General features: G+C 72.6%; 22 protein-coding genes and 1 pseudogene. 14 read left to right on the plus strand and 9 right to left on the minus strand.

Translation table 11 applies throughout. The features are described 5' to 3' along the window. Positions 1 to 137: 137 nt before the first annotated feature. Together ACQEUR_RS17640 and ACQEUR_RS17645 are read left to right on the plus strand one after the other, a co-directional pair. Positions 138 to 764, plus strand: a complete 627-nt coding sequence (locus ACQEUR_RS17640; protein ID WP_433032032.1) for a LysE family transporter — start codon at positions 138 to 140, stop codon at positions 762 to 764. A 329-nt stretch (positions 765 to 1093) separates the two neighbouring features. After that, positions 1094 to 1744 (plus strand): acVLRF1 family peptidyl-tRNA hydrolase, encoded by a 651-nt coding sequence (locus ACQEUR_RS17645; RefSeq protein ID WP_433032035.1) that lies wholly within the window; start codon positions 1094 to 1096, stop codon positions 1742 to 1744. A gap of 15 nt (positions 1745 to 1759) precedes the next feature. Here ACQEUR_RS17645 and ypfJ read toward each other — a convergent pair whose 3' ends face one another. Then, on the minus strand, positions 1760 to 2659 hold the full coding sequence (ypfJ, locus tag ACQEUR_RS17650; protein ID WP_433032038.1) for a KPN_02809 family neutral zinc metallopeptidase: 900 nt from the start codon (positions 2657 to 2659) through the stop codon (positions 1760 to 1762). A gap of 279 nt (positions 2660 to 2938) precedes the next feature. On the opposite strand from ypfJ, the gene ACQEUR_RS17655 reads away from it, so the two are divergent. Further along, complete coding sequence (locus tag ACQEUR_RS17655) at positions 2939 to 4543, plus strand: ABC-F family ATP-binding cassette domain-containing protein (protein WP_433032041.1); 1605 nt, start codon at positions 2939 to 2941, stop codon at positions 4541 to 4543. Between the two features lie 110 nt (positions 4544 to 4653). On the opposite strand, the gene ACQEUR_RS17660 is transcribed toward ACQEUR_RS17655, so the two are convergent. Continuing rightward, on the minus strand, positions 4654 to 4884 hold the full coding sequence (locus ACQEUR_RS17660; protein ID WP_433032044.1) for a cadmium resistance transporter: 231 nt from the start codon (positions 4882 to 4884) through the stop codon (positions 4654 to 4656). Next, complete coding sequence (locus ACQEUR_RS17665; protein ID WP_433032047.1) at positions 4853 to 5254, minus strand: cadmium resistance transporter; 402 nt, start codon at positions 5252 to 5254, stop codon at positions 4853 to 4855. The genes ACQEUR_RS17660 and ACQEUR_RS17665 overlap by 32 nt, the downstream gene beginning before the upstream one ends. A 264-nt stretch (positions 5255 to 5518) precedes the next feature. Here ACQEUR_RS17665 and ACQEUR_RS17670 point away from each other — a divergent pair, with 264 nt between their 5' ends. The 3 genes from ACQEUR_RS17670 (at position 5519) to ACQEUR_RS17680 (ending at position 8600) form a co-directional block, all read left to right on the plus strand. Continuing rightward, complete coding sequence (locus ACQEUR_RS17670; RefSeq protein WP_007462679.1) at positions 5519 to 5746, plus strand: helix-turn-helix domain-containing protein; 228 nt, start codon at positions 5519 to 5521, stop codon at positions 5744 to 5746. Positions 5747 to 5792: 46 nt separating this feature from the next. Beyond that, positions 5793 to 6557 (plus strand): enoyl-CoA hydratase/isomerase family protein, encoded by a 765-nt coding sequence (locus ACQEUR_RS17675; protein ID WP_433032050.1) that lies wholly within the window; start codon positions 5793 to 5795, stop codon positions 6555 to 6557. Between the two features lie 84 nt (positions 6558 to 6641). Beyond that, positions 6642 to 8600 carry an ABC transporter ATP-binding protein gene (locus tag ACQEUR_RS17680; RefSeq protein ID WP_433032217.1) on the plus strand — a complete coding sequence of 653 codons (1959 nt, stop codon included), beginning with the start codon at positions 6642 to 6644 and terminating at the stop codon, positions 8598 to 8600. 51 nt (positions 8601 to 8651) lie between these two features. Here the strand turns inward: ACQEUR_RS17680 and mug are convergent. The 3 genes and pseudogenes from mug to ACQEUR_RS17695 form a co-directional block, all read right to left on the minus strand. Beyond that, positions 8652 to 9239 (minus strand): annotated as a pseudogene (gene mug, locus ACQEUR_RS17685) (G/U mismatch-specific DNA glycosylase); the annotation flags it as partial. Between the two features lie 71 nt (positions 9240 to 9310). Beyond that, a complete protein-coding gene (locus tag ACQEUR_RS17690; RefSeq protein ID WP_433032053.1) occupies positions 9311 to 10069 on the minus strand; it encodes an SDR family oxidoreductase in 759 nt (252 codons plus the stop codon). Between the two features lie 89 nt (positions 10070 to 10158). Next, the gene (locus ACQEUR_RS17695) at positions 10159 to 10734 is read right to left on the minus strand and encodes a TetR/AcrR family transcriptional regulator (RefSeq protein WP_433032056.1); all 576 of its coding nucleotides are present in this window, start codon (positions 10732 to 10734) and stop codon (positions 10159 to 10161) included. Positions 10735 to 10864: 130 nt separating this feature from the next. Between ACQEUR_RS17695 and ACQEUR_RS17700 the strand changes: the two genes are divergently transcribed. After that, the gene (locus ACQEUR_RS17700; RefSeq protein WP_433032059.1) at positions 10865 to 11737 is read left to right on the plus strand and encodes a carbon-nitrogen hydrolase family protein; all 873 of its coding nucleotides are present in this window, start codon (positions 10865 to 10867) and stop codon (positions 11735 to 11737) included. Positions 11738 to 11819: 82 nt separating this feature from the next. Beyond that, positions 11820 to 12464 carry an HAD family hydrolase gene (locus tag ACQEUR_RS17705; RefSeq protein WP_433032062.1) on the plus strand — a complete coding sequence of 215 codons (645 nt, stop codon included), beginning with the start codon at positions 11820 to 11822 and terminating at the stop codon, positions 12462 to 12464. Positions 12465 to 12531: 67 nt separating this feature from the next. Here the strand turns inward: ACQEUR_RS17705 and ACQEUR_RS17710 are convergent, their stop codons facing one another. Continuing rightward, positions 12532 to 12777, minus strand: a complete 246-nt coding sequence (locus ACQEUR_RS17710; RefSeq protein ID WP_433032065.1) for a DUF2630 family protein — start codon at positions 12775 to 12777, stop codon at positions 12532 to 12534. Between the two features lie 241 nt (positions 12778 to 13018). Between ACQEUR_RS17710 and ACQEUR_RS17715 the strand changes: the two genes are divergently transcribed. The 4 genes from ACQEUR_RS17715 (at position 13019) to ACQEUR_RS17730 (ending at position 17846) form a co-directional block, all read left to right on the plus strand. Further along, the gene (locus tag ACQEUR_RS17715; protein ID WP_433032068.1) at positions 13019 to 15013 is read left to right on the plus strand and encodes a pectate lyase family protein; all 1995 of its coding nucleotides are present in this window, start codon (positions 13019 to 13021) and stop codon (positions 15011 to 15013) included. A gap of 229 nt (positions 15014 to 15242) precedes the next feature. Continuing rightward, on the plus strand, positions 15243 to 15887 hold the full coding sequence (locus tag ACQEUR_RS17720; protein ID WP_433032071.1) for a hypothetical protein: 645 nt from the start codon (positions 15243 to 15245) through the stop codon (positions 15885 to 15887). Positions 15888 to 15893: 6 nt separating this feature from the next. Continuing rightward, positions 15894 to 16871: a nucleoside-diphosphate kinase gene (locus ACQEUR_RS17725; protein ID WP_433032074.1), complete on the plus strand. Its 978-nt coding sequence runs from the start codon at positions 15894 to 15896 to the stop codon at positions 16869 to 16871. 57 nt (positions 16872 to 16928) lie between these two features. Further along, entirely contained in the window at positions 16929 to 17846 is a 918-nt protein-coding gene (locus tag ACQEUR_RS17730) for an NADP-dependent oxidoreductase (protein ID WP_433032077.1), read from the plus strand. Between the two features lie 259 nt (positions 17847 to 18105). On the opposite strand, the gene ACQEUR_RS17735 is transcribed toward ACQEUR_RS17730, so the two are convergent. After that, complete coding sequence (locus ACQEUR_RS17735; RefSeq protein WP_433032080.1) at positions 18106 to 20910, minus strand: aconitate hydratase; 2805 nt, start codon at positions 20908 to 20910, stop codon at positions 18106 to 18108. A gap of 193 nt (positions 20911 to 21103) precedes the next feature. After that, positions 21104 to 21259 (minus strand): hypothetical protein, encoded by a 156-nt coding sequence (locus ACQEUR_RS17740; RefSeq protein ID WP_433032083.1) that lies wholly within the window; start codon positions 21257 to 21259, stop codon positions 21104 to 21106. A gap of 126 nt (positions 21260 to 21385) precedes the next feature. On the opposite strand from ACQEUR_RS17740, the gene ACQEUR_RS17745 reads away from it, so the two are divergent. Continuing rightward, on the plus strand, positions 21386 to 22111 hold the full coding sequence (locus ACQEUR_RS17745) for a hypothetical protein (protein WP_433032086.1): 726 nt from the start codon (positions 21386 to 21388) through the stop codon (positions 22109 to 22111). Between the two features lie 20 nt (positions 22112 to 22131). After that, the gene (locus ACQEUR_RS17750) at positions 22132 to 22866 is read left to right on the plus strand and encodes a hypothetical protein (protein WP_433032089.1); all 735 of its coding nucleotides are present in this window, start codon (positions 22132 to 22134) and stop codon (positions 22864 to 22866) included. Positions 22867 to 22890: the final 24 nt, after the last annotated feature.

Raw genomic sequence — 22890 nt, forward strand, 5'->3', positions numbered from 1 at the left:
CCCGGTCGTGCCGCTCGGCGGCACACTGGGCGCATGATCGCAGCGAAGTGCCGGCAGGGAGCAGTCGTCGTCGCGGCCAGGGCCGCCCGGCGACAGCGCCGTTGCGCCGGTCCGGTGCCGATCAGCCCCGTCCCGACATGACGGACGCGTTCCTCGCCGGCCTGGTCGCCGGTTACGGTGTCGCGGTACCGGTGGGCGCCATCGCGATCCTGGTCATGGGCCTGGCCGCGCGTACCTCCATCCGGGTGGGCGCGGTCGCCGCGCTCGGTGTGGCCACCGCCGACGGCCTCTACGCGGCGGTGGCGGTGCTCGGCGGCGCCGCGCTCGCCGGCCTGATCGAGCCGTTCGCCGGTCCGCTGCGGTGGATCGCCGTCGCGGTGCTGTTGGCCCTGGCCGTCTCGGGGGCGGTCACCGCCGTGCGGCACCGTCGTGATCCGGCCCGGGCCGCCCGCGCCGGCCGCGGGTTGGGCACTCCGACCCGGGCGTACGCCGGGCTGCTCGCGCTGACCCTGCTGAATCCGATGACGATCCTCTACTTCGCCGCGCTGGTGCTCGGCCGGCGGGCCGACGCGGGCTGGTCGCCGGGGGCGGCCGCGCTCTTCGTCGCCGCCGCGTTCGCCGCCTCCGCGAGCTGGCAGCTGCTGATCGCGACCGGGGGCTCGCTGGTCGGCCGGGTGCTGGCCGGCCCGCGCGGCCGGCTCGCCACGGCGCTGCTGTCCAGCGCCCTGATCACCACCCTGGCCGTCGCGCTGCTGCTGGGCTGATCAGCGCCCTGGCCGTCGCGCTGCTGCTGGGCTGATCAGCGCCCTGGCCGTCGCGCTGCTGCTGGGCTGATCAGCGCCCTGGCCGTCGCGCTGCTGCTGGGCTGATCAGCGCCCTGGCCGTCGCGCTGCTGCTGGGCTGATCAGCGCCCCGGCCGTCGCGCTGCTGCTGGGCTGATCACCGCCGCGGCCGTCGGGCTGCTGCTGCGCCGATCAGGCCGCGGCCGTCGGGCTGCTGACCTGATCAGCGCGCTGGCCGGCGAACTGCTGCTGCCGGGGCTCCGGCCGGGCCGCCGCGCGCGGGCGGACGACCCGTGCCGTACCGTCGGGTGATGAGCAGCCGACCCGCCGCCGGTGGCGGCCGGTGGGTGGACGTGCCGCCGGGCCGGATGGCCCGTTGGATCGAGGGCTTCACCGGCCGGCACGGCGGTCCGCCGGAGGTCGCGGCAGGGCCGGAGGGTCTCCGGCTGAGCGCGCCGGACGGCACCACCGCGATCCTGCACCACCCGCCGGGTGCGCCGGCCGCGCCCGACCTGCCGGGCTTCCTGGCCGCCGTTGACGCGCCCCGCCGGCTGGGGCTGCTGCTGGCCCGCAAGAGCGCCGTCGCGGTCGGCGTCGCCGAGGGGGAGCGGCTGGTGGTCTCCAAGGTGGACACCCGGTACGTGCAGGCCCGTACCGCCGCCGGCGGCTGGTCCCAGCACCGCTTCGCCCGCCGTCGGGACAACCAGGCGAAGGCGGCCGCCGGCGAGGCGGCCGACCTGGCCGTACGGCTGCTGCTGCCCGAGGCCGGCGCGCTCGCCGCCCTGGTCACCGGCGGCGACCGGCGAACCCTGGACACCATCCTGGCCGACCGCCGGCTCGGCCCGCTCGCCGCACTGCGCGCCGACCGCCTGCTCGACGTGCCCGAGCCCCGGCACGCCGTCCTGGTCGAGGCGGTCACCGCCGCGCGGGCGGTACGGGTGCTGGTCCGCGACCCGCAGTGATCCCCGGCCGGACGGTCAGCCGGCCGTACCGAAGGTGTCGCAGGTTTTCGGGTCGCCGGTGTCGTAGCCCTGCCGGAACCACTGCTGCCGCTCGGCGGCCGTGCCGTGGGTGAACTGCGACTCGTCGATGCGCCCGCCGGAGCGCTGCTGGATCCTGTCGTCGCCGATCGCCGCCGCGGTGTCCAGGCCCTCCTGGATGTCCTGCGCGCCGAGGCTGTCGAAGATCTTCACGCCCTGCTCGTCGGCGGTGCCGGTCGCGTTGCGCGCCCAGGCTCCGGCGTAGCAGTCCGCCTGGAGTTCCATCCGTACCGAGAGCCGGTTGGCGTCCTCGGGGTCCCGCCCCTGCTCGCGGCGTACCTGTGCCTCGGTGCCGAGCAGATCCTGCACGTGGTGGCCGTACTCGTGCGCCAGGACGTACGGCTGGGCGAACTCGCCGGGAGCGCCGAGCTGCTCGGCCAGCACCTGGTAGAAGCTGAGGTCGATGTAGACCTTGTCGTCCGCCGGGCAGTAGAACGGGCCCACCCCGGAGTCGGCCTGGCCGCAGCCGCTGCTCACCACCTGCTCGAAGAAGACGGTGTCGGACTCCTGGTACGGCCTGCCGAAGTTCTGCGGCAGCGCCCCTTCCCAGTACGCCTGGATGGAGTTGACGTACAGGTTGTTGCGGCAGTCGAGCTGGTTGAGCGCGTCGTCGGCGGCGCACTTCTGCTCGATGGCGGTGTTGTCGCCACCGTCACCGCCGTTCATCGCGCTGAGCCCGATGCCGCCGCCGGCCAGCGCGACCAGGACGGTGGCGATCAGGCCGATGATGCCGCCCCGACCGGAGATCGGGATGGGGATCCCGGCCAACCCGCCGCCGGAACCGCGGCGGTCCTCCACCTGACTGGTGTCGATGCGCGCGTCGTCGTTGAGCTTCATCACATCTCCGATCTCCGGATGGCGTCGGCGATACCCACTGGCCCTGATCCGTAATCCGCCCCTGATCTTGACCGGCGTTCCCGCGCCCGGTCCCCGCCGGCGGTTCCCGCCCTGATCTTGGGTTGGTAATCCGCGACGGCGGGCCGGCGGCGCCCGGTACAATCGCACCCGTGCTGCTCTGCGAAGGCTGAACCGCCCCGTGCCGACGGAACATGTCGCTCCGCCGGCTGGTTTCTGTGCCCTGAGTCAGCCTTCGACCCCGAGAGCGAGTTCTCCGAGATGATCACTGCGAGCGGCCTGGAACTTCGTGCCGGCGCCCGGATCCTGCTGTCCGACACCACCCTGCGGGTCCAGCCCGGCGACCGGATCGGGCTGGTCGGCCGCAACGGCGCCGGCAAGACCACCACGCTGAAGGTGCTGGCCGGCGAGGGTCAGCCGTACGCCGGCCAGATCGACCGGCGCAGCGCCATCGGCTACCTGCCGCAGGACCCCCGCACCGGTGACCTGGACGTGACCGGCCGGGACCGGGTCCTCTCCGCGCGCGGCCTGGACGTGCTGATGACGCAGATGAAGGACGTCGAGGCCAAGCTCGCCGAGGGCGTCGACGACCGGCTGGTGCGGCGCTACGGAGCCCTGGAGGACCAGTTCGCCTCCCTCGGCGGGTACGCCGCCGAGGCCGAGGCGGCGCGGATCTGCGCCAACCTGGGCCTGCCCGACCGGGCGCTGGCCCAGACCATCGGCACCCTCTCCGGCGGGCAGCGCCGCCGCATCGAACTGGCCCGGATCCTGTTCCGCGACGCCGGTGAGAACGGCGGGGGCATCCTGCTGCTCGACGAGCCGACCAACCACCTGGACGCCGACTCGATCACCTGGCTGCGCGGCTTCCTCGCCAACCACAAGGGCGGGCTGATCGTGATCAGCCACGACTCGTCCCTGCTGGAGTCGGTGGTCAACAAGGTCTGGTTCCTCGACGCCACCCGCTCGGTCGTGGACGTCTACAACCTCGGCTGGAAGGCGTACCAGGAGCAGCGGGAGACCGACGAGCGGCGGCGGCGCCGGGAACGGGCCAACGCGGAGAAGAAGGCCGGCGCGCTGATGGCCCAGGCCGACAAGATGCGGGCCAAGGCGACCAAGACCGTCGCCGCGCAGAACATGGCCCGGCGGGCCGAGAAGCTGATCTCCGGGCTGGAGGACGTCCGGGTCGCCGACCGGGTGGCCAAGGTGCGCTTCCCGAGCCCGGTGCCGTGCGGCAAGACGCCGCTGACCGCGGCCGGCCTCTCCAAGTCGTACGGGTCGCTGGAGATCTTCACCGATGTGAACGTCGCCGTCGACCGGGGTTCCCGGGTGGCGATCCTCGGTCTCAACGGCGCCGGCAAGACGACCCTGCTGCGCATGCTCGGCGGCCTGCTGGAGCCGGACACCGGGGAGGTCCGGCCGGGGCACGGGCTGCGGCTGGGCTACTACGCCCAGGAGCACGAGACGCTGGACGTGGACCGGACCGTGCTGGAGCACATGCGCAGCGCCGGCGGTGAGCAGTCCGACACGGACCTCCGCAAGATCCTCGGCGCCTTCCTCTTCTCCGGCGACGACGTGGAGAAGCCGGCCGGGGTGCTCTCCGGCGGCGAGAAGACCCGGCTGGCGCTCGCCACGCTGGTCTGCTCGGGGGCCAACGTGCTGCTGCTCGACGAGCCGACCAACAACCTCGACCCGGTCAGCCGGGAGCAGGTGCTGGACGCGATCGCCCGCTACCCCGGCGCCATCGTGCTGGTCACCCACGATCCGGGGGCGGTGCTGGCGCTCAAGCCCGACCGGGCGATCCTGCTGCCCGACGGCGACGAGGACGCCTGGAGCGACGACCTGCTGGAGCTGGTCGAACTCGCCTGACCGGCCTCGCGCCAGCCCGGCGCGGCGCCGTCAGCCCTCGGCGCGCCTCGCGCCAGCCGTGCGCGGCGCGAGCAGCCCCCGTCGCGGCCCGGTCGGTCCGGCGGCGGTGGTCAGGCCAGGGCGGCGAGCCGGCCGAGCACCCCGGAGCCGACCAGGATGACCACGCCGATCCCGATGAAGACCACCGGCACCAGCCAGCGGCCGGCCCGGCCCACCAGGCGGATCACCCGGGGGTGCCCGCCCAGCCAGGCCGCGACGGCGCACCAGAGCGCGACCAGCGCGACGAAGACCAGCATGAACAGCCCGGCGTCAGCGGGGCCCAGGGCCCGGAACACCGGCACGTAGACCGCGATGTTGTCCGCTCCGTTGGCCACGGTGACCCCGGCCACCGGCGAGCGTGCCGCCGACGACCGGCGGCGCGCCGTCGCGGTCCTCCGGGCGCAGCAGTGCCCGTACGCCCAGCGCGACCGGCAGCAGCCCGAGCAGCCCGGTCCACGGATCCGGCACGATGAGCAGGCCCGCCGCCACCACGGCGCTCGCGGCCACCAGCACGCCGATCCCGGCGTACTGGCCGGCGACGATCTGCCAGGGGCGGGGGCGCCCCGCCGTGCGGGCCGTCACGAAGAGCACCGTCAGTACGACGATGTCGTCGATGTCGGTGGCGGCGAAGACCACGGCGGCGCTCGTCACGGTGCCGAGGGGATCTGCCACATGGGGCAGGGTACGGTGTGGATCACCATTCGATGAATCCATGTGCCTGAATCCGTACGCGGGCGCTGTGAAAGTTGCATGGCGCGTGGCCGATACGGCGCCCGCCCGGACGGATCCGCCCACCGAGCGCAATCACTCAATCGGGAAACTGACACTGCTGTGCGTGTCGGTTGGCGAAGAGTTGATATCTAGCGCATGATCGACCGAGGCGGTCTAATAGGTGGGACCGTATCGAACCGCACAGCTGGGACGTGAGGAATCAACATGGCAGCCACCGGCACAGCCACCAGCACTGAGAAGGGTCGCCGGATCGTCGGTGCCGAGCGCCAGACGCTCGCGAAGGACCTGGTCAAGCGGTATACCTCCGGCGAAAGCATCCGTGCCCTGGCGGCCTCGACGGGCCGTTCCTACGGGTTCATCCACCGGGTGCTCACCGAGTCTGGTGTACAGCTTCGTCAGCGTGGCGGCGCTCGTCGTCGTAAGAAGGCGTGACCCGCTCGGGAACCTGGTCCGGACGTGTTCGCCAGCGGAATCATTCGTGACCGTCGGCGTACGACTGAATTGCGACGGGCCGGTCGCGACACTGACGTTGTGCCGGCCCGACGTACTCAACGCACAGACGCCCGAGATGTGGCGGGCGATGTACGGCTTCTCCCGGGACCTTCCCGCCGAGGTACGGGTTGTCGTGGTGCGTGGTGAGGGCCGGGCATTTTCGGCCGGGCTCGACCGTTCGCTGCTTGGCGGCGGTGACCCGGCAGGTAATTCCCTGGCCGAACTGACCACGCTGCCGCCCGAGGAGTGCGCCGAGCGCATCGCCGGTTTCCAGGCCGGCTTCACCTGGCTGCACCGGCCCGACCTGATCTCCATCGCGGCCGTCCAGGGCTATGCCCTCGGCGCGGGATTCCAGCTCGCGCTCGCCTGCGACCTGCGGGTGCTGGCCGAGGACGCCACGCTGGCGATGGCCGAGGTGACCCTCGGCCTGGTGCCCGACCTCGCCGGCACCAAGCGGCTGGTGGAGCTGGTCGGCTACGCCCGGGCGCTGGAGATCTGCACCACCGGCCGGCGGGTCGGGGCCGTCGAGGCGGAGCGGATCGGGCTGGCGAACGTGGTGGTACCCCCGCCCGAGCTGACCGCCGCGGTGCGGGACCTGACCGCGGCGGTCCTCGCCGGCGACCGGAACGCGGTCGTGGAGATCAAGGCCCTCCTGGCCGGCGCGGGCGGGCGTTCCCCGGCCGACCAGCAGCGGGCCGAACGGGAGGCGCAGACCCGCCGCCTGCGGGACCTCGCCGGTCTGGGCGAATAGCCAGAAGGATCACTACGGGAAGATTCACGCCACCGCTCCGGTTGTCGTAATCGTCGAAGCGTGGGAGGTCGTGTGGTCAACCCGATGGGTCCCGGTGCCAACATGGGTGGTTGGAGCATGCTCCGGTCGTTGCGTAACAGCGACGAGGTGACGGGGCACCGGGTGAGCCGGCGGAGCGTACGGCGGATAGCGGAGTTCGCCCGTCCCTACCGGCGCGACATCGGGGTGTTCCTGGTCACCGTGGTGCTCGCCGCGATCATCGGGGTCGCCACGCCGGTGCTCGCCGGTGACGTGATCAACACGATCACCAGGGGCGGTTCCGAGGCCGGGACGCTGATCGTCCGGCTGGCGCTGGCGATCGCCGCCCTGGCCGTCGCCGACGCCCTGCTCTCCCTGGCCCAGCGCTGGTACTCGGCCCGGATCGGCGAGGGGATCATCCTCAACCTGCGTACCCGGGTCTACGACCACGTGCAGCGGATGCCGCTGCAGTTCTTCACCCGGACCCAGACCGGTGCCCTGGTCAGTCGGCTCAACAACGACGTGCTCGGCGCCCAGCGGGCGTTCACCTCGACGTTGTCCGGCGTGGTCAGCAACATCATCCAACTGGTGCTGACCGCCGCCGTGATGTTCACGCTCTCCTGGCAGATCACCGCGCTGTCACTGGTACTACTGCCGATCTTCATCATTCCGGCCCGCCGGGTCGGCCGGCAGCTGGCGGAGATCACCCGCGAGTCGTACGACCTGGACGCGAAGATGAACGCGACCATGACCGAGCGGTTCGGGGTGGCCGGGGCGCTGCTGGTCAAGCTCTTCGGCCGGCCGGACACCGAGGCGCGGCGCTTCTACGAGCGGGCCGAGCGGGTCCGGGACATCGGCATCCAGTCCGCGATGTACTCCCGGACCTTCTTCGTGGCGATGCTCCTGGTCGCCTCGCTGGCCCAGGCCCTGACCTACGGTCTCGGCGGCTGGCTGGCGGTGCGCGGCAACGTCAGCGCGGGCACGGTGGTCACGCTCGCGCTGCTGCTCACCCGGCTGTACGGCCCGCTGACCGCGCTCTCCAACGTCCGGGTGGACGTGATGAGCGCGCTGGTCTCCTTCGACCGGGTCTTCGAGGTGCTGGACCTGACCCCGTCGATCGCGGAGAAGCCGGACGCGGTCACCATCCCGCGCGGCGGTGCCGGGCGGCTGGAGTTCCGCGACGTCCGGTTCCGCTACCCGAGCGCGGCCGAGGTCTCGCTCGCCTCGCTGGAGGACGTCGCCGCGCTGGACCGTACCGTCTCCGAGCCGGTGCTGCGCGGCGTCTCGTTCACCGTCGAGCCGGGCCAGATGGTGGCCCTGGTCGGCCCCTCGGGCGCCGGCAAGTCCACCACCTCGATGCTGGTCTCCCGGGTCTACGACGTGACCGACGGCGAGGTACGGGTCGGCGGTGTCGACGTCCGGGACGCGACCCTGGACTCGCTGCGCGACACGATCGGGGTGGTGACCCAGGACTCGCACCTGTTCCACGAGACGATCGCGGAGAACCTCCGGTACGCCAAGCCGGACGCGACCGACGACGAACTCTGGGCGGCGCTGCGCGGCGCCCAGGTGGAGGGGCTGGTCCGGGCCCTGCCCGACGGGCTGGACACCATGGTCGGCGAGCGGGGCTACCGGTTCTCCGGCGGCGAGAAGCAGCGGATCGCGATCGCCCGGCTGCTGCTCAAGGCCCCGTCGATCGTGATCCTGGACGAGGCGACCGCACACCTTGACTCCGAGTCCGAGGCGGCGGTGCAGCGGGCCCTGTCGGTGGCGCTGGCCGGGCGTACCGCGCTGGTCATCGCGCACCGGCTCTCCACGGTGCGGGAGGCCGACCAGATCCTGGTGATGGACGGCGGCCGGGTCGTGGAGCGCGGCCGGCACGACGAGCTGGTGGGGGTCGGCGGCCTCTACGCCGAGCTGTACCGCACGCAGTTCGCGGTGGCCGACTCGCCGAAGCCGTACACCGACGCGGTCGGCCCGGATCCGCTGATCACCATGCCCCGCCCCGACTACGACCCGGTCTGACCGCCGGCCGCCCGGCCACCATCCGGCCGGGGTGGGCGGCGGATCCGACTCCACGGCCGCCCGCAGCGCGGCGAACTCGGCGGCCAGCCCGTCGGCGGTGAAGTGGGCGTTCAGCCCGGACGGATTCGGCAGTACCCAGAGCCGGGCGCCGGCCAGTGACTCCTCCTGCCGGCCCAGCCGCGCCGTCTTCCGGTCGAACGCGACCCGGTAGGCGGTCACGCCGAGCACGGCGAGCCAGCGGGGCCGGTACCGCCGTACCTTGTCGGCCAGCGCGGCGCCGCCCCGGACCAGTTCGTCCCGGTCCAGCTCGTCGGCCCGGGCACTGGCCCGGGGCACGATGTTCGTGACGCCCAGACCGTAGCCGAGCAGCGTGGCCTGTTCCGACGGGTGGAGCTGGCGCGGGGTGAACCCGCCCCGGTGCAGCGCGGGCCAGAACCGGTTGCCGGGGCGGGCGAAGTGCCAGCCGGTGGCCGCCGAGTAGAGCCCGGGGTTGATCCCGCAGAGCAGCACGTCGAGTCCGGGTGCGATGACGTCGGGCAGCAGCCGGTCGGCCGCCGCGGCGACCTCGGCCCGGGTGGGCCGGGGCAGGTTGCCGGCCGGGTCTCCGGTCAGCTCCCGGGCCGGTTGACGACCGCCCACCTCTGCACCACCACCATGACGACCTGTCGAACGGACCACGGGGGGCCACTATATCCGCGGGTCGCGGCCGGTCAGATCGCGCGCAGCGCCCCGCCGTCGACCGGCAGGCTGATCCCGGTGAGGTAGCTGGCCGCGGGGGAGAGGGCGAACGCCGCCACCCGGCCGAACTCCGCCGGCTCGGCCAGCCGGCGCAGCGGGATGTCCGCCTCGGCGGCTGCCCGGGCCCGGTCCGGATCGCCGGTGGCGGCGAAGAGCTCACGGTTGCGGTCGGTCAGCACCCGACCGGGCAGGAGGCTGACGACGCGGACACCCCGGGGGCCGTACTCGTCCGCCATGTCCTTCGCCGCACCGGCCAGGCCGGGCCGCAGGCCGTTGGAGATGCCGAGGTGCGGAATCGGCACCCGGACCGAGGTGGAGAGGACCAGTCCGATCGCGCCGCCCTCGGAGAGCGCCGCGGCCACCGTACGGGCGGCCCGGACCATGCCGAGGAAGACGGTCTCGAAGGAGTCCCGCCACTGCTCGTCGGTCACCTCGGCGACGGTGCCGCGCGGCGGTCCGCCGACCGAGAGGAGCGCGCCGTCGAGCCGGCCGAACCGTTCCCGGGCGGTCTCGACCAGCCGGGCCGCGGTCGCCGGATCGGTCAGGTCGGCGACGAGGCCGACCGCCCGGTCCTCGCCCAGTTGCCGGGCCGCCTCGGCCACCTGGCCGGCGTCGCGGGAGGAGATCACCACCCGGGCGCCGTCGTCCACCAGGCACCGGGCGGTGGCGAAGCCGAGGCCCTTCGACGCGCCGGTCAACACGTACACCCGGTCCGCGAGTCCGAGATCCATGCCGGTGATCCTATGACCCCGTCCCGGGCCGCGCCGCGCGGCGGTGGGCCGTGCCCGGAGTGCCCGCTCGGACCACGGTGCCGGCCGGCTCAGCGCGGGCGGCGGACCGTCTCCTCGACCAGGTCGAGCACCGGGCCGAGGTCGCCGGCCGGCCGGTCCATCGCCAGGTGCAGCACCAGGCCGTCGTAGGCCAGCTCCAGGAAGCGGGCCAGCGCCTCCGTCGGTACGTCGTCGCGCAGCACGCCCGCGTCGCGTTGCCGGGCCAGCCGCTCCCGGATCGCCTCGGCCAGGCTGGCCGAGCGTTCGGCCCAGCGTTTGGCGAAGGTGGGATCGGTGCGCAACCGCCGGGAGACCTCCAGCTGACTGCCGAGCCAGCCGGTGGTCTCCGGGGAGGAGGCGCGGTCGAGCAGGTCCCGCATGACCTGTACCAGCCCGTTGCGGGCCACCGTCGCCACCATCGCGGCGGCGTCGTCCTCGGCCACGGCGAGGAAGAGCGAGTCCTTGTCCCGGAAGTGGTGGAAGATGGCGCCCCGGGACAGCCCCGTCGCCTCTTCGAGCCGGCGTACGGTGGCGCCCTCGTAGCCGTGCCGGGCGAAGCAGGCCCGCGCCGCGCCCAGGATCTCCTGGCGCCGCGCGTCGAGCTGATCCTGACTTACCCTGGGCACACCTGCGATCGTGCCAGGCGGGTCCCGGCGATGCAATCCGTACGTACGTCTTGGATTATGGGTCGCACCGCACACCAGCAGTGCTTTGGCAAGATCGGCTCCTGCCGGTGCCGAGGCTATGATCGGCGCCGTGACGCACCCCACCGCCCCCGTCCCCGCACCGGCCGCACCGTTGACGGTCGCCGCCGTACAGGCCGAGTCGGTGCCGGGCGACGTGGCCGGTAACGCCGTGACGGCGGCCCGGCTGGTCGGGCGGGCGGCGGACGCGGGCGCCTCCCTGGTGGTACTGCCCGAGCTGTTCCTGCCGGCGTACCATCCGCCGACCCTGCGGGCCGACCCGGCCGGCACCGACGTGGCGGCCACGGCGGGCGGCGAGGTGGCCGATCCGCGCCTGGACCCGCTGCGCGAGGCGGCCCGCGACCGAGACGCCGTGCTGGTGGTCGGCGCGGCGGTCCGGCACCCGGACGGCCGGCGGACCTGTTCGGCCCTGGTGGTCGACCGCTCCGGGCGGGTGGCGGCCGGCTACGCCAAGCAGCACCTCTGGGGGCCGGACGAGAACGCCCTGTTCACCCCCGGCGAACGCGGGGCGACGCTGCTGGTCGGCGGCTGGCGCCTCGGCCTCGGCGTCTGCTACGACGGCTGCTTTCCCGAGCACGGCCGGGCCGCGGCGGCGCACGGAGCGCACGGCTACCTCTGCCCGAGCGGCTACCTGGTCGGCTCGGAACACCGCCGCGATCTCTACTACCGGGCACGCGCCCTGGACAACACCATGTACGTCGTCTTCGCCAACGCGGTCGGCGGGACGCCGCCCTGGCGGTTCAACGGCGGTGCGGCGATCTACGACCCGGAGGGGCGGGTGCTGCGGCGGGCCGCCGACGAGGCGGAGGCGGTCGTGGTCGGCCGGCTGGACCCCGCCGAGCTGGGTCGGGTCCGCGACGCGCACCGGATGCTCGCCGACGTGCGGGCCGGCCAGGGTGGCGAACCCGAGCTGTTCACCGCCTGAACACCCGCGCGTCGACCACGGCGGGTGGTTGTTTGCATGCGGGGACTGTTGTCCGACGGGCCATGTCCCGTACTGTGCGCAGGTGCCGCTGTTGCTCCTCGATCTGGACAACACCCTGCTGGACCGGGCCGGACCGTTCCGTCGATGGGCGCAGAGCTTTCTGGCCGAGATCGGGGCACCGGAGAGCGACATCGACTGGCTGCTCTCGGTGGACGCGGACGGCCTGACCAACCGCTGGGACGTGGCCGACGCGATCCGCGACCGCTACCAGGTCCGGATCCCCTCCATCGACCTGGTCGAGGCGCTGCACGAGGGCCCGCTGGAATACACCCGGCTCGATCCGTTGATCGCCTGCGCGCTGCGCATCGCCGACGACGCCGGCTGGGTGCCGGTGGCGATCAGCAACGGTTCCAGCCGCCAGCAGGACACCAAGATCAGGCGTACCGGGCTGGACGCCTACCTCGCCGACTGGGTCATCTCGGAGGACGTCGGGGTCAGCAAGCCCAACCCGCGGATCTTCGCGCTGGCCGCCGAACGGGTCCGGATGCGGCTGCGCGGTGCCTGGATGGTCGGCGACAGCCCGGAGGCCGACATCGGCGGGGCGGCAGCCGTCGGCCTGCCCAGCGTCTGGCTGCACCGGGGTCGCCGCTGGATGGAGCGGCGGTACGCCCCGACCCGGGTCGTGGACGGCCTGATCCCGGCCGTCGCCACCGTCCTCGCCGGTTAGTCGTCGACGCTCCTACCCGGCCGAGCTGACCGCCGGGCTGCTGCGCGAGGCCGACCCGCGCTGAGCGTCACTGCAGGTACTTCTCCACCTCCGGCACGCTGCGTACGCCCGCCGTCTCCGGGTCACCACCGGCCTGGCGGGTGGCGCGGCGGCGGCGCAGCAGGTCCCAGCACTGGTCGAGGGACTCCTCCAGCTCCCGCAGCCGGGCCCGGTCCTCGTCGGTCGAACCCTCGGCCTGCTGGGCGTGGCCGCGCAGCCGGTGCTCCTCGTCGACGAGTTCGTTGATCCGGTTCAGGATGGTCTTGTCGTCCATGCCAAGAGACTGTCACAGCGGGGACCGGGCCGCCCACCTTCCGCCCCGCCGTCGCGGCCCGCCCGGTGTGCCGGACCGCGACCGCCGGGCGGAAGGCATCGATGTTGATCGTTGACAGCGTTCCGGGGTGTTCCTACAGTGGCGGAGGAAAGCGCTTTCCAGCCCGTGCCTCCCGATGCATCGGGGCACCCGCGCCCGCGCCCGTGAGCCCCGCCACCCCCATCCGAAGGGCAGGAACCCCGTGACCGCACCGCAGACCAGAACCCGGCGTCGACGGCGTCGGGACGCCGCCTCCGCGCTGGCCACCGCGACGGCCGTGGCGCTCGTCGCCACCCTCTTCGTCACCCCGGGCCCCACCACCGCCGCGCCGACGAGCCCGGTGGTCGGCAGCGCGTCGCCGGTCCCCGCCGGCCCGGCCGACGGCTTCGCCGGTGTCGACGCCCTGGGCCAGAACGGCACCACCGGAGGCGCCGGCGGGCCGGTCGTGACCGTCAACAGCACAGCGCAGTTCCTGGACTACATCGCCCGCCCCGGCCCGTACGTCATCCAGGTCTCGGGCACGATCGCGCTGCCCACCGGCACCAGCGACGGCATGCACAACGTCACCTCGGACAAGACGATCGTCGGCCTCGGCGCCGACGCGACGCTCTCCGGCGGCGGCCTCAACATCGGGCTGCCGGTCAGCGACACGGTCACCTCGCCGCCGCCCGACGCGGTGCACAACGTCATCATCCGGAACCTGCACCTCACCGGGGCCAGCGACGACCTGGTCAACGTGCAGATGTTCTCCCACCACGTCTGGATCGACCACAACGAGTTCTCCAACGGCGACGACGGTGCCGTCGACATCAAGCGCGGCTCCGACTTCGTCACCGTCTCGTGGAACCACTTCCACGACCACGACAAGACGCTGCTGCTCTCGCACGACGAGGACGCCGGGGCCCAGGACACCGGCCGGCTCCGGGTGACGTACCACCACAACTTCTTCGACCGGTCCGACCAGCGGCATCCCCGGGTGCGCTTCTCCGCCCTGGCGCACGTCTACAACAACTACTACTACGAGAACAGCTACGGGGTGGCGTCCACCTACGATGCGGCGGTGCTGATGGAGAACAACTACTTCTTCAGCGTGAACAACCCGGGCCGGGTCGAGTTCAGCGGGGACCTGGGCCGGATCGTCGAGCGGGGGAACATCCTCGTCGACTGCAACCACCCGATCGAGACCCGGGGCAGCGTGCCCGAGCCGAGCGGCTACTACGGCTACCGACTCGACGACGCCGCCGCCGTGCCGACCATCGTCCCGGCCGGTGCCGGAGTGGGGAAGCTCGCGCCGGCCGTCCGGACGCGGGCCGAGAGCGAGCCGGACGGCTTCGCCGGCGTCAACGCCCTCGGCCAGAACGGCACCACCGGCGGGGCGGGCGGGCCGGTGGTGACGGCCACCAACGCCACGGACTTCCTGGAGTACATCGACACCGTCGGCCCGCTGGTGATCCGGGTGCAGGGCGTGATCCGGATCAGCAGCAAGCAGGGGGTGCGGCCCAACAAGACGATCATCGGGGTGGACGGCAACGCCGAGATCACCGGCGGTGGGCTGGACTTCTACCGGTCGTACAACGTGATCGTCCGGAACCTCAACTTCACCGCCGCCGAGGACGACGCGGTGAACGTCGGCCAGGAGTCCCACCACATCTGGATCGACCACAACCGGTTCACCGGCGCGGTGGACGGCTCGGTGGACATCGTCCGCGGGGCGGACTACGTGACGGTCTCCTGGAACCACTTCGACCACGCCGACAAGAGCATGTTGATCAGCCACTCCGACGGTGCCGCCTCCACCGACGTCGGCCACCTCAAGGTCAGCATCCACCACAACTTCTTCGACAACAGCCGGCAACGGCACCCCCGGGTCCGGTTCGGTGAACCGGTGCACGTCTACAACAACTACTTCCTGAACAACGAGTTGTACGGGGTGGCCTCGACCGAAAACGCCGGTGTGCTGGTCGAGGGTAACTACTTCGAGAACGTGCCGTATCCGCTCTACTCGGCCAGCGGTTACGCCGACAGCGGGCCCGGCCGGGCGGTGCAGCGCGACAACGTCTTCGTCAACTCCGGCCCGCCGGAGACCGCCGGTACGGTAACCGAACCGGGCAATTACTACGGGTACCGGCTGGATCCGGCGGCGAGCATCCCGTCCCTGGTCAGAGCCGGTGCGGGCGTCGGCATGATCACCGGCTGAGCCGCCCCGTCGTGACGGGGAGTGTCCTTGCGCGCACCGACTCGCGGGAGGGCACTCCGCCGCACGTCGTCGCACCCATGGTCCGTGCTGTACGGCTTTTTCGTCGTCTTCGGGTCTCCACCTGATATGAACTACCAGACCTGGTACAGGGAAACTCCGAATTGGGGGACCCGATACCGGGGCGAGTGGCGTCATCAGGAATCGAACCCGTAACGGAAAGAGCCATACCATGGACCAAGCAATGTTGCCGGCCCCGCTGCGGGAGGCTGTCACGGTCACCACGGCCGGGGCCACCGGGGTGGCCCGGATGGTCATCCAGGGACTGTTGGAGCTGATCGACGATCCCGCGGCGGCGGCCGAGGCGACCGAGTTCCTGACCGCCCGGCTGCCCGGCTACGCGCCGATCTGGCACATCGCCAACGCCGTGCGCTCCGACGAGCCGGCCGAGGCGCTGCGGCGGATCCGCGCCGACCTGGACCACGCCGTGGACAACACGGTCAAGGCGGCGCTGGCCTGGGTCGGCGAGCGCGGTGGCCCGGTGACCTCCGCGCCGAGCAGCTCCATCGTCGCCCAGGTCCTGGCCCAGCTGCCGGCCGGGGCGGTGACCGGCGGGCCGGTGATCGCGCTGGCCGGCGCCGACGCGATCGGCCCGCAGACCGTCCTCAACATCCGGGGCACCCGCGAGCTGGCGCAGCGGCTGCCCACCCTGGTCGTGACCACCGCGTTGAAGCTGGTACCCGGGCCGGTCTTCGACCGCCTCGGCGCACCCGTCTTCGAGCACATCCCACTGGACAGCTTCGTCGGGGTGGTACTCGACGGCGAGCTCCTGAGCCCGGAAGAGGTCGGCCGCCGCGCCGCGGAACTGCGTGAGTGACGCCGGATGGCCCACCCCGGCGCCCCGGAGATACCCACGTTCCTGTCCGCGCTGCCCCGGAAGCGTTCCCTCTACGCCGCGGACACGTACTTCCGGGAGAGCTTCGAGGATCTCAGCACGGTCGGCGGCGGGCGCGTCGAGCAGTTCTGCCACGACCACGCCCTGCTGCTGCTGAAGCCGGACGCGGTGGTCAGCCGCCGGCTCGGCGCGGTGCTGCGCTGGGTGCTGGCCAACGGGTTCTCCATCGTCTGGGCGGCGACGGTGGCGCTCGACCGGCACGGCGTCCGGGCGCTCTGGCAGTACGGGCTGAACGCGGCGAGCCGGGACCGGCGGGACGCCGCCGACCTGTACGTGACGGCGTGCGAGTGCCTGCTGCTGCTGCTCGCCCTGCCCGGCCGGCCGGAGCCGGCCTCTTCGGTGCTGAGCGCCGTCAAGGGGCCGGCCGACCCGGGCCGGTGCCGGCCGGGGCAGCTCCGCTACGACGTGGGGAGCTTCAACTACCAGCTCAACCTCGTACACGCGGCCGACGAGCCCGCGGACCTGCTGCGGGAACTGGCGGTGCTCTGCGACCACGAGACCCGGGCCCCGCTCTACCGGCGGACCCTCGACCGGCGGGACGGGTCGGTCGCCGACGGCCGGTCCGAGGCGTTCGCTCTGGTGGAGCGATTGGAGTCGGCGACCCCGGCCGTCGACCTCCACCTCGACCGGACGCTGCGGGACCTGACCGCCGCCGCCGAGCGACGGACCGAGGGGGTACGGGACGCGGGTGCGCCGGGCGCGGCCGGCGAGCTGGCGGCGCTGCTCGGTCGGGTACGCGGCGGTCGCTCGCGGGACTGGCGGGGCGTGCTGCGGCTGGCCGAGTGCGCCGAGGTACCGGTCAGCCGCTGGCAACGGATCGTGCTCGCCACCCACCTGCTGGACCCGTACGTGCCCGGGGCGACCAGCCTGCTGCCGGATTCGTCCGACGCCGGCGAGAGCCGTTGACCTCAAGGCCGGTTGAGGAAGCAGACTCGATCGCGTCGGATGACAAGGGGGTGGACGATGCGCGCGATCGCGTTCTCCGAGTTCGGTCCGCCGGAGGTGCTCCGGCTCGTGGAGCTGCCGACACCGGCGGCGGGACCGGGGCAGGTACGGGTGCGGATCCGGGCCGCCGGGGTGCAGCCGTACGACTGCGCCCTGCGGGCGGGCTGGACGCCGCCCGGGGTGACGGGCGGGTTTCCGAGGATCCCCGGCAACGAGTTCGCCGGGGTGGTGGACCAGATCGGCCCGGGTGTCGGGGCGTCCGGGATCACCGTCGGCGCGGAGGTGCTCGGTTTCGGCCAGCTCAACTGCTACGCGGAGTATCTGGTCGTCCCGGCCGACCAGGTGACCGCCAAACCGCCGGAGATGCCCTGGGCGGTCGCGGGCGGCTTCACGGCCGGGGCCCAGACCGCGCACATCGCCCTGGCCGAGCTGGGCCTCGGCAAGGGCGACACGCTGCTGGTGCACGCCGCGGCCGGGGCGGTCGGCACGGTCGCGGTGCAGTTGGCCGTGGACCGGGGTGCGACCGTCATCGGCACCGCCCGGGAGGAGAACCACGACTACCTGCGGTCGCTGGGGGCGATCCCGGTGGCGTACGGCGATGGTCTGCTGGACCGGGTGCGCGCGCTGGCACCGGACGGGGTGGACGCGGCGCTGGACGGGGCCGGCGGCGCCGCGCTGGAGGTCTCGCTGGCGCTGGTGCCGGCCAGGGACCGGATCGTCACCCTGGTGGAGCACGCCAGGGCGCCGGAACTCGGCGTCCGGACCACCCGGAACCTGCGCTCCGCGGCCCGGCTCGCCGAACTCGCCGACCTGTACGCGCAGGGCCGGCTGCGGATCCACGTCCGCCGGACCTACCCGCTGGCGCGGGCCGCGGACGCGCACCGCGAGGTGGAGTCCCGGCACGGCCGGGGCAAGGTCGTGCTCCTCGTCGACTGAGGCCACCACCGCGATACGAACCGGGCCGGGGCGGTCGCCGACCGCTGCGCGACCGACCCGGTGGCGGGCTGCCGGATACGAACCGGGCCGGGGCGGTCGCCGACCGCAGTGCGAGCGACCCCGGTGGCGGTGCTGATATGGATCGGGCCGGGGCGGTCGCCGACCGCTGCGCGACCGACCCGGTGGGGTGCCGATACGAACCGGGCCGGGGCGGTCGCCACGGGGGCGACCGACCCGGCCCGGTGCCGGTCGGGGTTGATCAGGCGGTCAGCATCTTGCGCAGCACGTACCGCAGGATGCCGCCGTGCCGGTAGTAGTCGGCCTCGCCCGGGGTGTCGATCCGGACCACCGCGTCGAACTCGACGCCCGTGTCGGTGCTGACCCGCACGGTACGCGGGACCTGGCCGTCGTTGAGCGCGGTCACCCCGCTGATCGAGAACGTCTCGGTGCCGGTCAGCCCCAGCGCCGCCGCGTCGGTGTCGGCCGGGAACTGCAGCGGCAGCACGCCCATCCCGATCAGGTTCGACCGGTGGATCCGTTCGTAGGACTCGGCGATGACCGCCCGTACGCCGAGCAGCATGGTGCCCTTGGCCGCCCAGTCCCGGGACGAGCCGGAACCGTACTCGGCACCGGCCAGGATCACCAGCGGAACACCGGCGGACTGGTAGGCCTGCGAGGCGTCGTAGATCGAGGTCTGCTCGCCGGTCAGGTGGTTGACCGTGAACCCGCCCTCGACGCCCGGCACCAGCTGGTTGCGCAGCCGGATGTTGGCGAAGGTGCCCCGGATCATCACCTCGTGGTTGCCACGCCGGGAACCGTACGAGTTGAACTCGTGCCGGGGCACGCCGTGGTCGGCCAGGTAGCGGCCGGCGGGGGAGTCCGGCTTGATCGAGCCGGCCGGCGAGATGTGGTCGGTGGTCACCGAGTCGCCGAGCTTGGCCAGCACCCGGGCGCCGGAGATGTCCTGCACCGCCTCCGGCTCCCGCTCCATCCCCTCGAAGTACGGCGGCTTGCGCACGTACGTCGACTCGCCGTCCCAGGCGAAGGTGTCGCCGGCCGGGGTGGTCAGCGCCTGCCACCGCTCGTCACCGGCGAAGACGTCGGCGTAGTCCTTGGTGAACATCTCACTGCGCAGGGCGCTGGCGATGACCTCGTCGATCTCGGTGGAGCTGGGCCAGATGTCGCGCAGGAACACCGGCTGCCCGTCCGAGCCGACGTCGATCGGCTCGTTGGCCAGGTCGATGTCCATCGTGCCGGCCAGCGCGTACGCCACCACCAGCGGCGGCGAGGCGAGGTAGTTCATCTTGACGTCGGGGTTGATCCGGCCCTCGAAGTTGCGGTTGCCGCTCAGCACCGAGACGGCCGTCAGGTCACGCTCGTTGACCGCGGCGGAGATCTCCTCGGGCAGCGGGCCGGAGTTGCCGATGCAGGTGGTGCAGCCGTAGCCGACCAGGTGGAAGCCGAGCTTCTCCAGGTACGGCGTCAGGCCGGCGCGCTCGTAGTAGTCCATCACCACCTTCGAGCCCGGGGCCAGGGTGGTCTTCACCCACGGTTTGCGGGACAGCCCCCGGTCGACGGCGTTGCGGGCCAGCAGGGCCGCGCCGATCATCACCTGTGGGTTGGAGGTGTTGGTGCAGGAGGTGATCGCCGCGATCACCACCGCACCGTGGTCGAGTTCGCACTCGGTGCCGTCGTCCAGGGTCACCCGGATCGGGTCGCTGGCCCGGCCCTTGGCGCCGGTGGCCGCCGAGACCAGGTCGTGCGGTGCGTCGGCCGGGTCGTTGACGTCGTTGGCCGGCGGGTCGCTGGCCGGGAAGGACTCCTCGCTCGCCTCGTCGGCCGGGCCGTGCCCGCCGGTACGCCCGTCGCCGACGTAGTCGATCAGCGCGGAGCGGAACATCGTCTTGGCGTTGCCCAGCGGCACCCGGTCCTGGGGGCGCTTCGGGCCGGCCAGCGACGGCTCGATGGTGCCCAGGTCGAGCTCCAGCCGCTCGCTGTAGTCGGGTTCCACGGCCGGGTCGTGCCAGAGGCCCTGCTCCTTGGCGTACGCCTCGACCAGCGCGACCTGCTGCTCGGGGCGCCCGGTGAGGCGCAGGTAGCGGATCGTCTCCTCGTCGATCGGGAAGATCGCGACGGTGGAGCCGTACTCCGGGGACATGTTGCCGATGGTGGCCCGGTTGGCCAGCGGCACCGCGCCCACACCGGGGCCGTAGAACTCGACGAACTTGCCGACCACCCCGTGCTTGCGCAACATCTCGGTGATGGTGAGCACCAGGTCGGTGGCGGTGGTGCCGGCGGGCATCTCGCCGTGCAGCTTGAAGCCGACCACCCGGGGGATCAGCATGCTGACCGGCTGGCCGAGCATGGCCGCCTCGGCCTCGATGCCGCCGACGCCCCAGCCGAGCACGCCCAGGCCGTTGACCATCGTGGTGTGCGAGTCGGTGCCGACCACCGTGTCCGGGTACGCCTGGCCGTTGCGCTCCATGATCGTCCGAGCCAGGTACTCGATGTTGACCTGGTGCACGATGCCGGTGCCGGGCGGGACGACCTTGAACTCGTTGAACGCGGTCTGGCCCCAGCGCAGGAACTGGTAACGCTCCTTGTTGCGCCCGTACTCCAGCTCGACGTTGCGGGCGAAGGCGTCCTGCCGGCCGAAGAGGTCGGCGATGACGGAGTGGTCGATGACCAGCTCGGCCGGGGCGAGCGGGTTGACCTTGGTGGGGTCACCGCCCAGTTCCCGGACCGCCTCGCGCATGGTGGCCAGGTCGACCACGCAGGGCACGCCGGTGAAGTCCTGCATCAGTACCCGCGCCGGGGTGAACTGGATCTCCACGCTCGGGTCCGCGTCCGGGTCCCAGGCGCCGAGCTGCCGGATGTGTTCGTCGGTGATGTTCGCGCCGTCCTCCGTGCGGAGCAGGTTCTCCAGGAGGATCTTGAGGCTGTACGGCAGGCGTTCGTGCCCGGCCACCGTGCTGATCTTGAAAATCTCGTAGCTCGCGTCTGCGACGCGCAGCTGGCTCTTCGCACCGAAGGTGTCGAGGCTCGCCACGTCGTACTCCTTCACACCAGCGACCGTGAGTAGTCCTGAGCAGTCTTTCGTACCCGGCACCGCGCGGCCTGCCTTAGGCAAGCCTTACCGGTTACGGCGCGCTCATTAAAACCGTACGTCCGTCTTGCTATTGCCGCAACCCCTGCGGGCCGAGCGCGGTTAGGAGGGGGCCCTTCCTATACAAAAAGCGATAAGAAGGGGCCCTTCCTTACACCTCGGCGGCTTCGGCGTGCCGGGCGCGGAGGCGGTCCCGGATCTGCTCCGGGGTGTACGCCCGGCGGCGGCGCTCCGAGCGCGCGATCGCCACCCCGCTCGCCGCGACCCCGACGAAAGCTGCCACACCAATTACCTTCCACCAGCGCATCCGCCTAGGGTATGCGGGAACGTGAGCGGGCGTGCCGCACGGATCGGGCGGGTTCGGTGCGGGGGGTCTCCTGGGACCCGCGCTCGGGTATGAGACGGGCATGAGCGAGCGGGGCGGGGCGGACGCATGAGCGAACTCACTCTCGACGAGGCCGTGGAGCTGACCCGTACCGGCGACCTGTGGGTGTTCCGCGGTCGCAGCGTGCCGGACCGGGCGATCCAGCTCACCACGAACAGCCCGGTCAACCACGTGGGCATGGCGGTGGTGATCGAGGATCTGCCGCCGCTGATGTGGCACGCCGAGCTGGGGCGGTCGCTGCCGGACGTCTGGTCGGGCAACCACCACCGGGGTGTGCAGCTGCACGACCTGCGGGACGCGGTCCGGGTCTGGGCCAACCGGTACGGCCAGCGGGCCTGGTTGCGCCAGCTCGAACCCCCGGCCGGCCGGGAGATGGAGAACGCCGTGCTGCGCACCGTCGCCCGGCTGGACGGTACGCCGTTCCCGTCCACCGCCCAGCTCGCCTGGCGGTGGTTGCGTGGCCGCGCCCCGGCCCTGCGCTCCGGCCCGTTCGGTCGGAGCCACCCCCCGGAAGCCGCCGGCGCGGAGACCCGGCCGTCCGACAGCGCCGTGCCAGGCAGCGCCGTGCCAGGCAGCGCCGTGTCCGACAGCGCGCTGGAGACCGCGTACTGCGCCGAGGTCGTCGCGGTCACCTACCAGGAGATGGGACTGCTGCCGGCCGGCCGCCGTCCGAACTGGTACGACCCCGGCCGGTTCTGGAGCGGGGACGAGCTGGGCCTGACCGGCGGGGCGAGGCTGGGCAGCGAGATCTCGGTGCGGATCCCGGCCCGGTGAGCGGCCCGGTGGGAGGTCCGGTGAGCGATCCGGTGGGTGGTCCGGTGGGAGGTCCGGTGGGTGGCCCCGAGGAGCCTCGACCGGGCGGTGCGGCGGAGCGCCGGCGCCGGCTGTTCGCGGCGGTGCCGTGGGTCGCGGTGCTCGGCGGTGCACTGGTGGTGGTGCTGCTCTTCGTGGCCGTCGCGGCGTACCTCTCGGCCGAGCGCCCCACCGCGGGCGCCCCCGACCCGGTCTGGCCGTACGCGCCCGGTGGGACGGCGTCGCGGCCCGGTTCCCCGTCCGGCTCCGGTCCCGCCTCGTCCGCGGTCTCCCGGTCGCCGTCCGCCGCCCGCTCGGCGAGCACCGCCCCGACCACCGCCCGGCCGACCCCGTCCCGGACCACCCGGTCCGCCGGCCGGCCCGCCCCACCGCCGCCCCGGGAACCCGCCGCGCTGACCGGCCGGTACCGGGTGCTGGCCGAGTACGACGACTCGTTCATCGCCGAGGTGCGGGTCCGCAACCACTCGGACGCGGCACGACAGTGGACGGTCGAGGTGCGGTTCCCGTCCGAGGTGCACGGCCTGCGGTCGTTCTGGGTGGAGGACACACCGCAGCCGACGGTCCGCCGCTCCGGCGCGACGTACGTCTTCAGCAGCACCGAGCCGGTGGACCGGGACTCCTCGGTCGCGCTGCGGTTCCACTTCGACCGCTACGGCCGGGCCGAGGTGCCGAGCAGTTGCGTGGTGGGCGGCGGTGCCCGCTGCGGCCTGGACTGAACGACTGAGCCCGCCGTCGAGCGG

The organism is Plantactinospora sp. CA-290183 (assembly GCF_050936375.1).
Lineage (GTDB): Bacteria > Actinomycetota > Actinomycetes > Mycobacteriales > Micromonosporaceae > Plantactinospora.

Excerpts from the sequence above, each read along its gene's own strand:
- ACQEUR_RS17640 (WP_433032032.1), top strand. The coding sequence starts at position 138 with ATGACGGACGCGTTCCTCGCCGGCCTGGTCGCCGGTTACGGTGTCGCG.
- ACQEUR_RS17645 (WP_433032035.1), top strand. The coding sequence starts at position 1,094 with ATGAGCAGCCGACCCGCCGCCGGTGGCGGCCGGTGGGTGGACGTGCCG.
- ypfJ (WP_433032038.1), bottom strand. The coding sequence starts at position 2,659 with ATGAAGCTCAACGACGACGCGCGCATCGACACCAGTCAGGTGGAGGAC.
- ACQEUR_RS17655 (WP_433032041.1), top strand. The coding sequence starts at position 2,939 with ATGATCACTGCGAGCGGCCTGGAACTTCGTGCCGGCGCCCGGATCCTG.
- ACQEUR_RS17670 (WP_007462679.1), top strand. The coding sequence starts at position 5,519 with ATGGCAGCCACCGGCACAGCCACCAGCACTGAGAAGGGTCGCCGGATC.
- ACQEUR_RS17680 (WP_433032217.1), top strand. The coding sequence starts at position 6,642 with ATGGGTCCCGGTGCCAACATGGGTGGTTGGAGCATGCTCCGGTCGTTG.
- ACQEUR_RS17690 (WP_433032053.1), bottom strand. The coding sequence starts at position 10,069 with ATGGATCTCGGACTCGCGGACCGGGTGTACGTGTTGACCGGCGCGTCG.
- ACQEUR_RS17710 (WP_433032065.1), bottom strand. The coding sequence starts at position 12,777 with ATGGACGACAAGACCATCCTGAACCGGATCAACGAACTCGTCGACGAG.
- ACQEUR_RS17720 (WP_433032071.1), top strand. The coding sequence starts at position 15,243 with ATGGACCAAGCAATGTTGCCGGCCCCGCTGCGGGAGGCTGTCACGGTC.
- ACQEUR_RS17725 (WP_433032074.1), top strand. The coding sequence starts at position 15,894 with ATGGCCCACCCCGGCGCCCCGGAGATACCCACGTTCCTGTCCGCGCTG.
- ACQEUR_RS17730 (WP_433032077.1), top strand. The coding sequence starts at position 16,929 with ATGCGCGCGATCGCGTTCTCCGAGTTCGGTCCGCCGGAGGTGCTCCGG.
- ACQEUR_RS17740 (WP_433032083.1), bottom strand. The coding sequence starts at position 21,259 with ATGCGCTGGTGGAAGGTAATTGGTGTGGCAGCTTTCGTCGGGGTCGCG.
- ACQEUR_RS17745 (WP_433032086.1), top strand. The coding sequence starts at position 21,386 with ATGAGCGAACTCACTCTCGACGAGGCCGTGGAGCTGACCCGTACCGGC.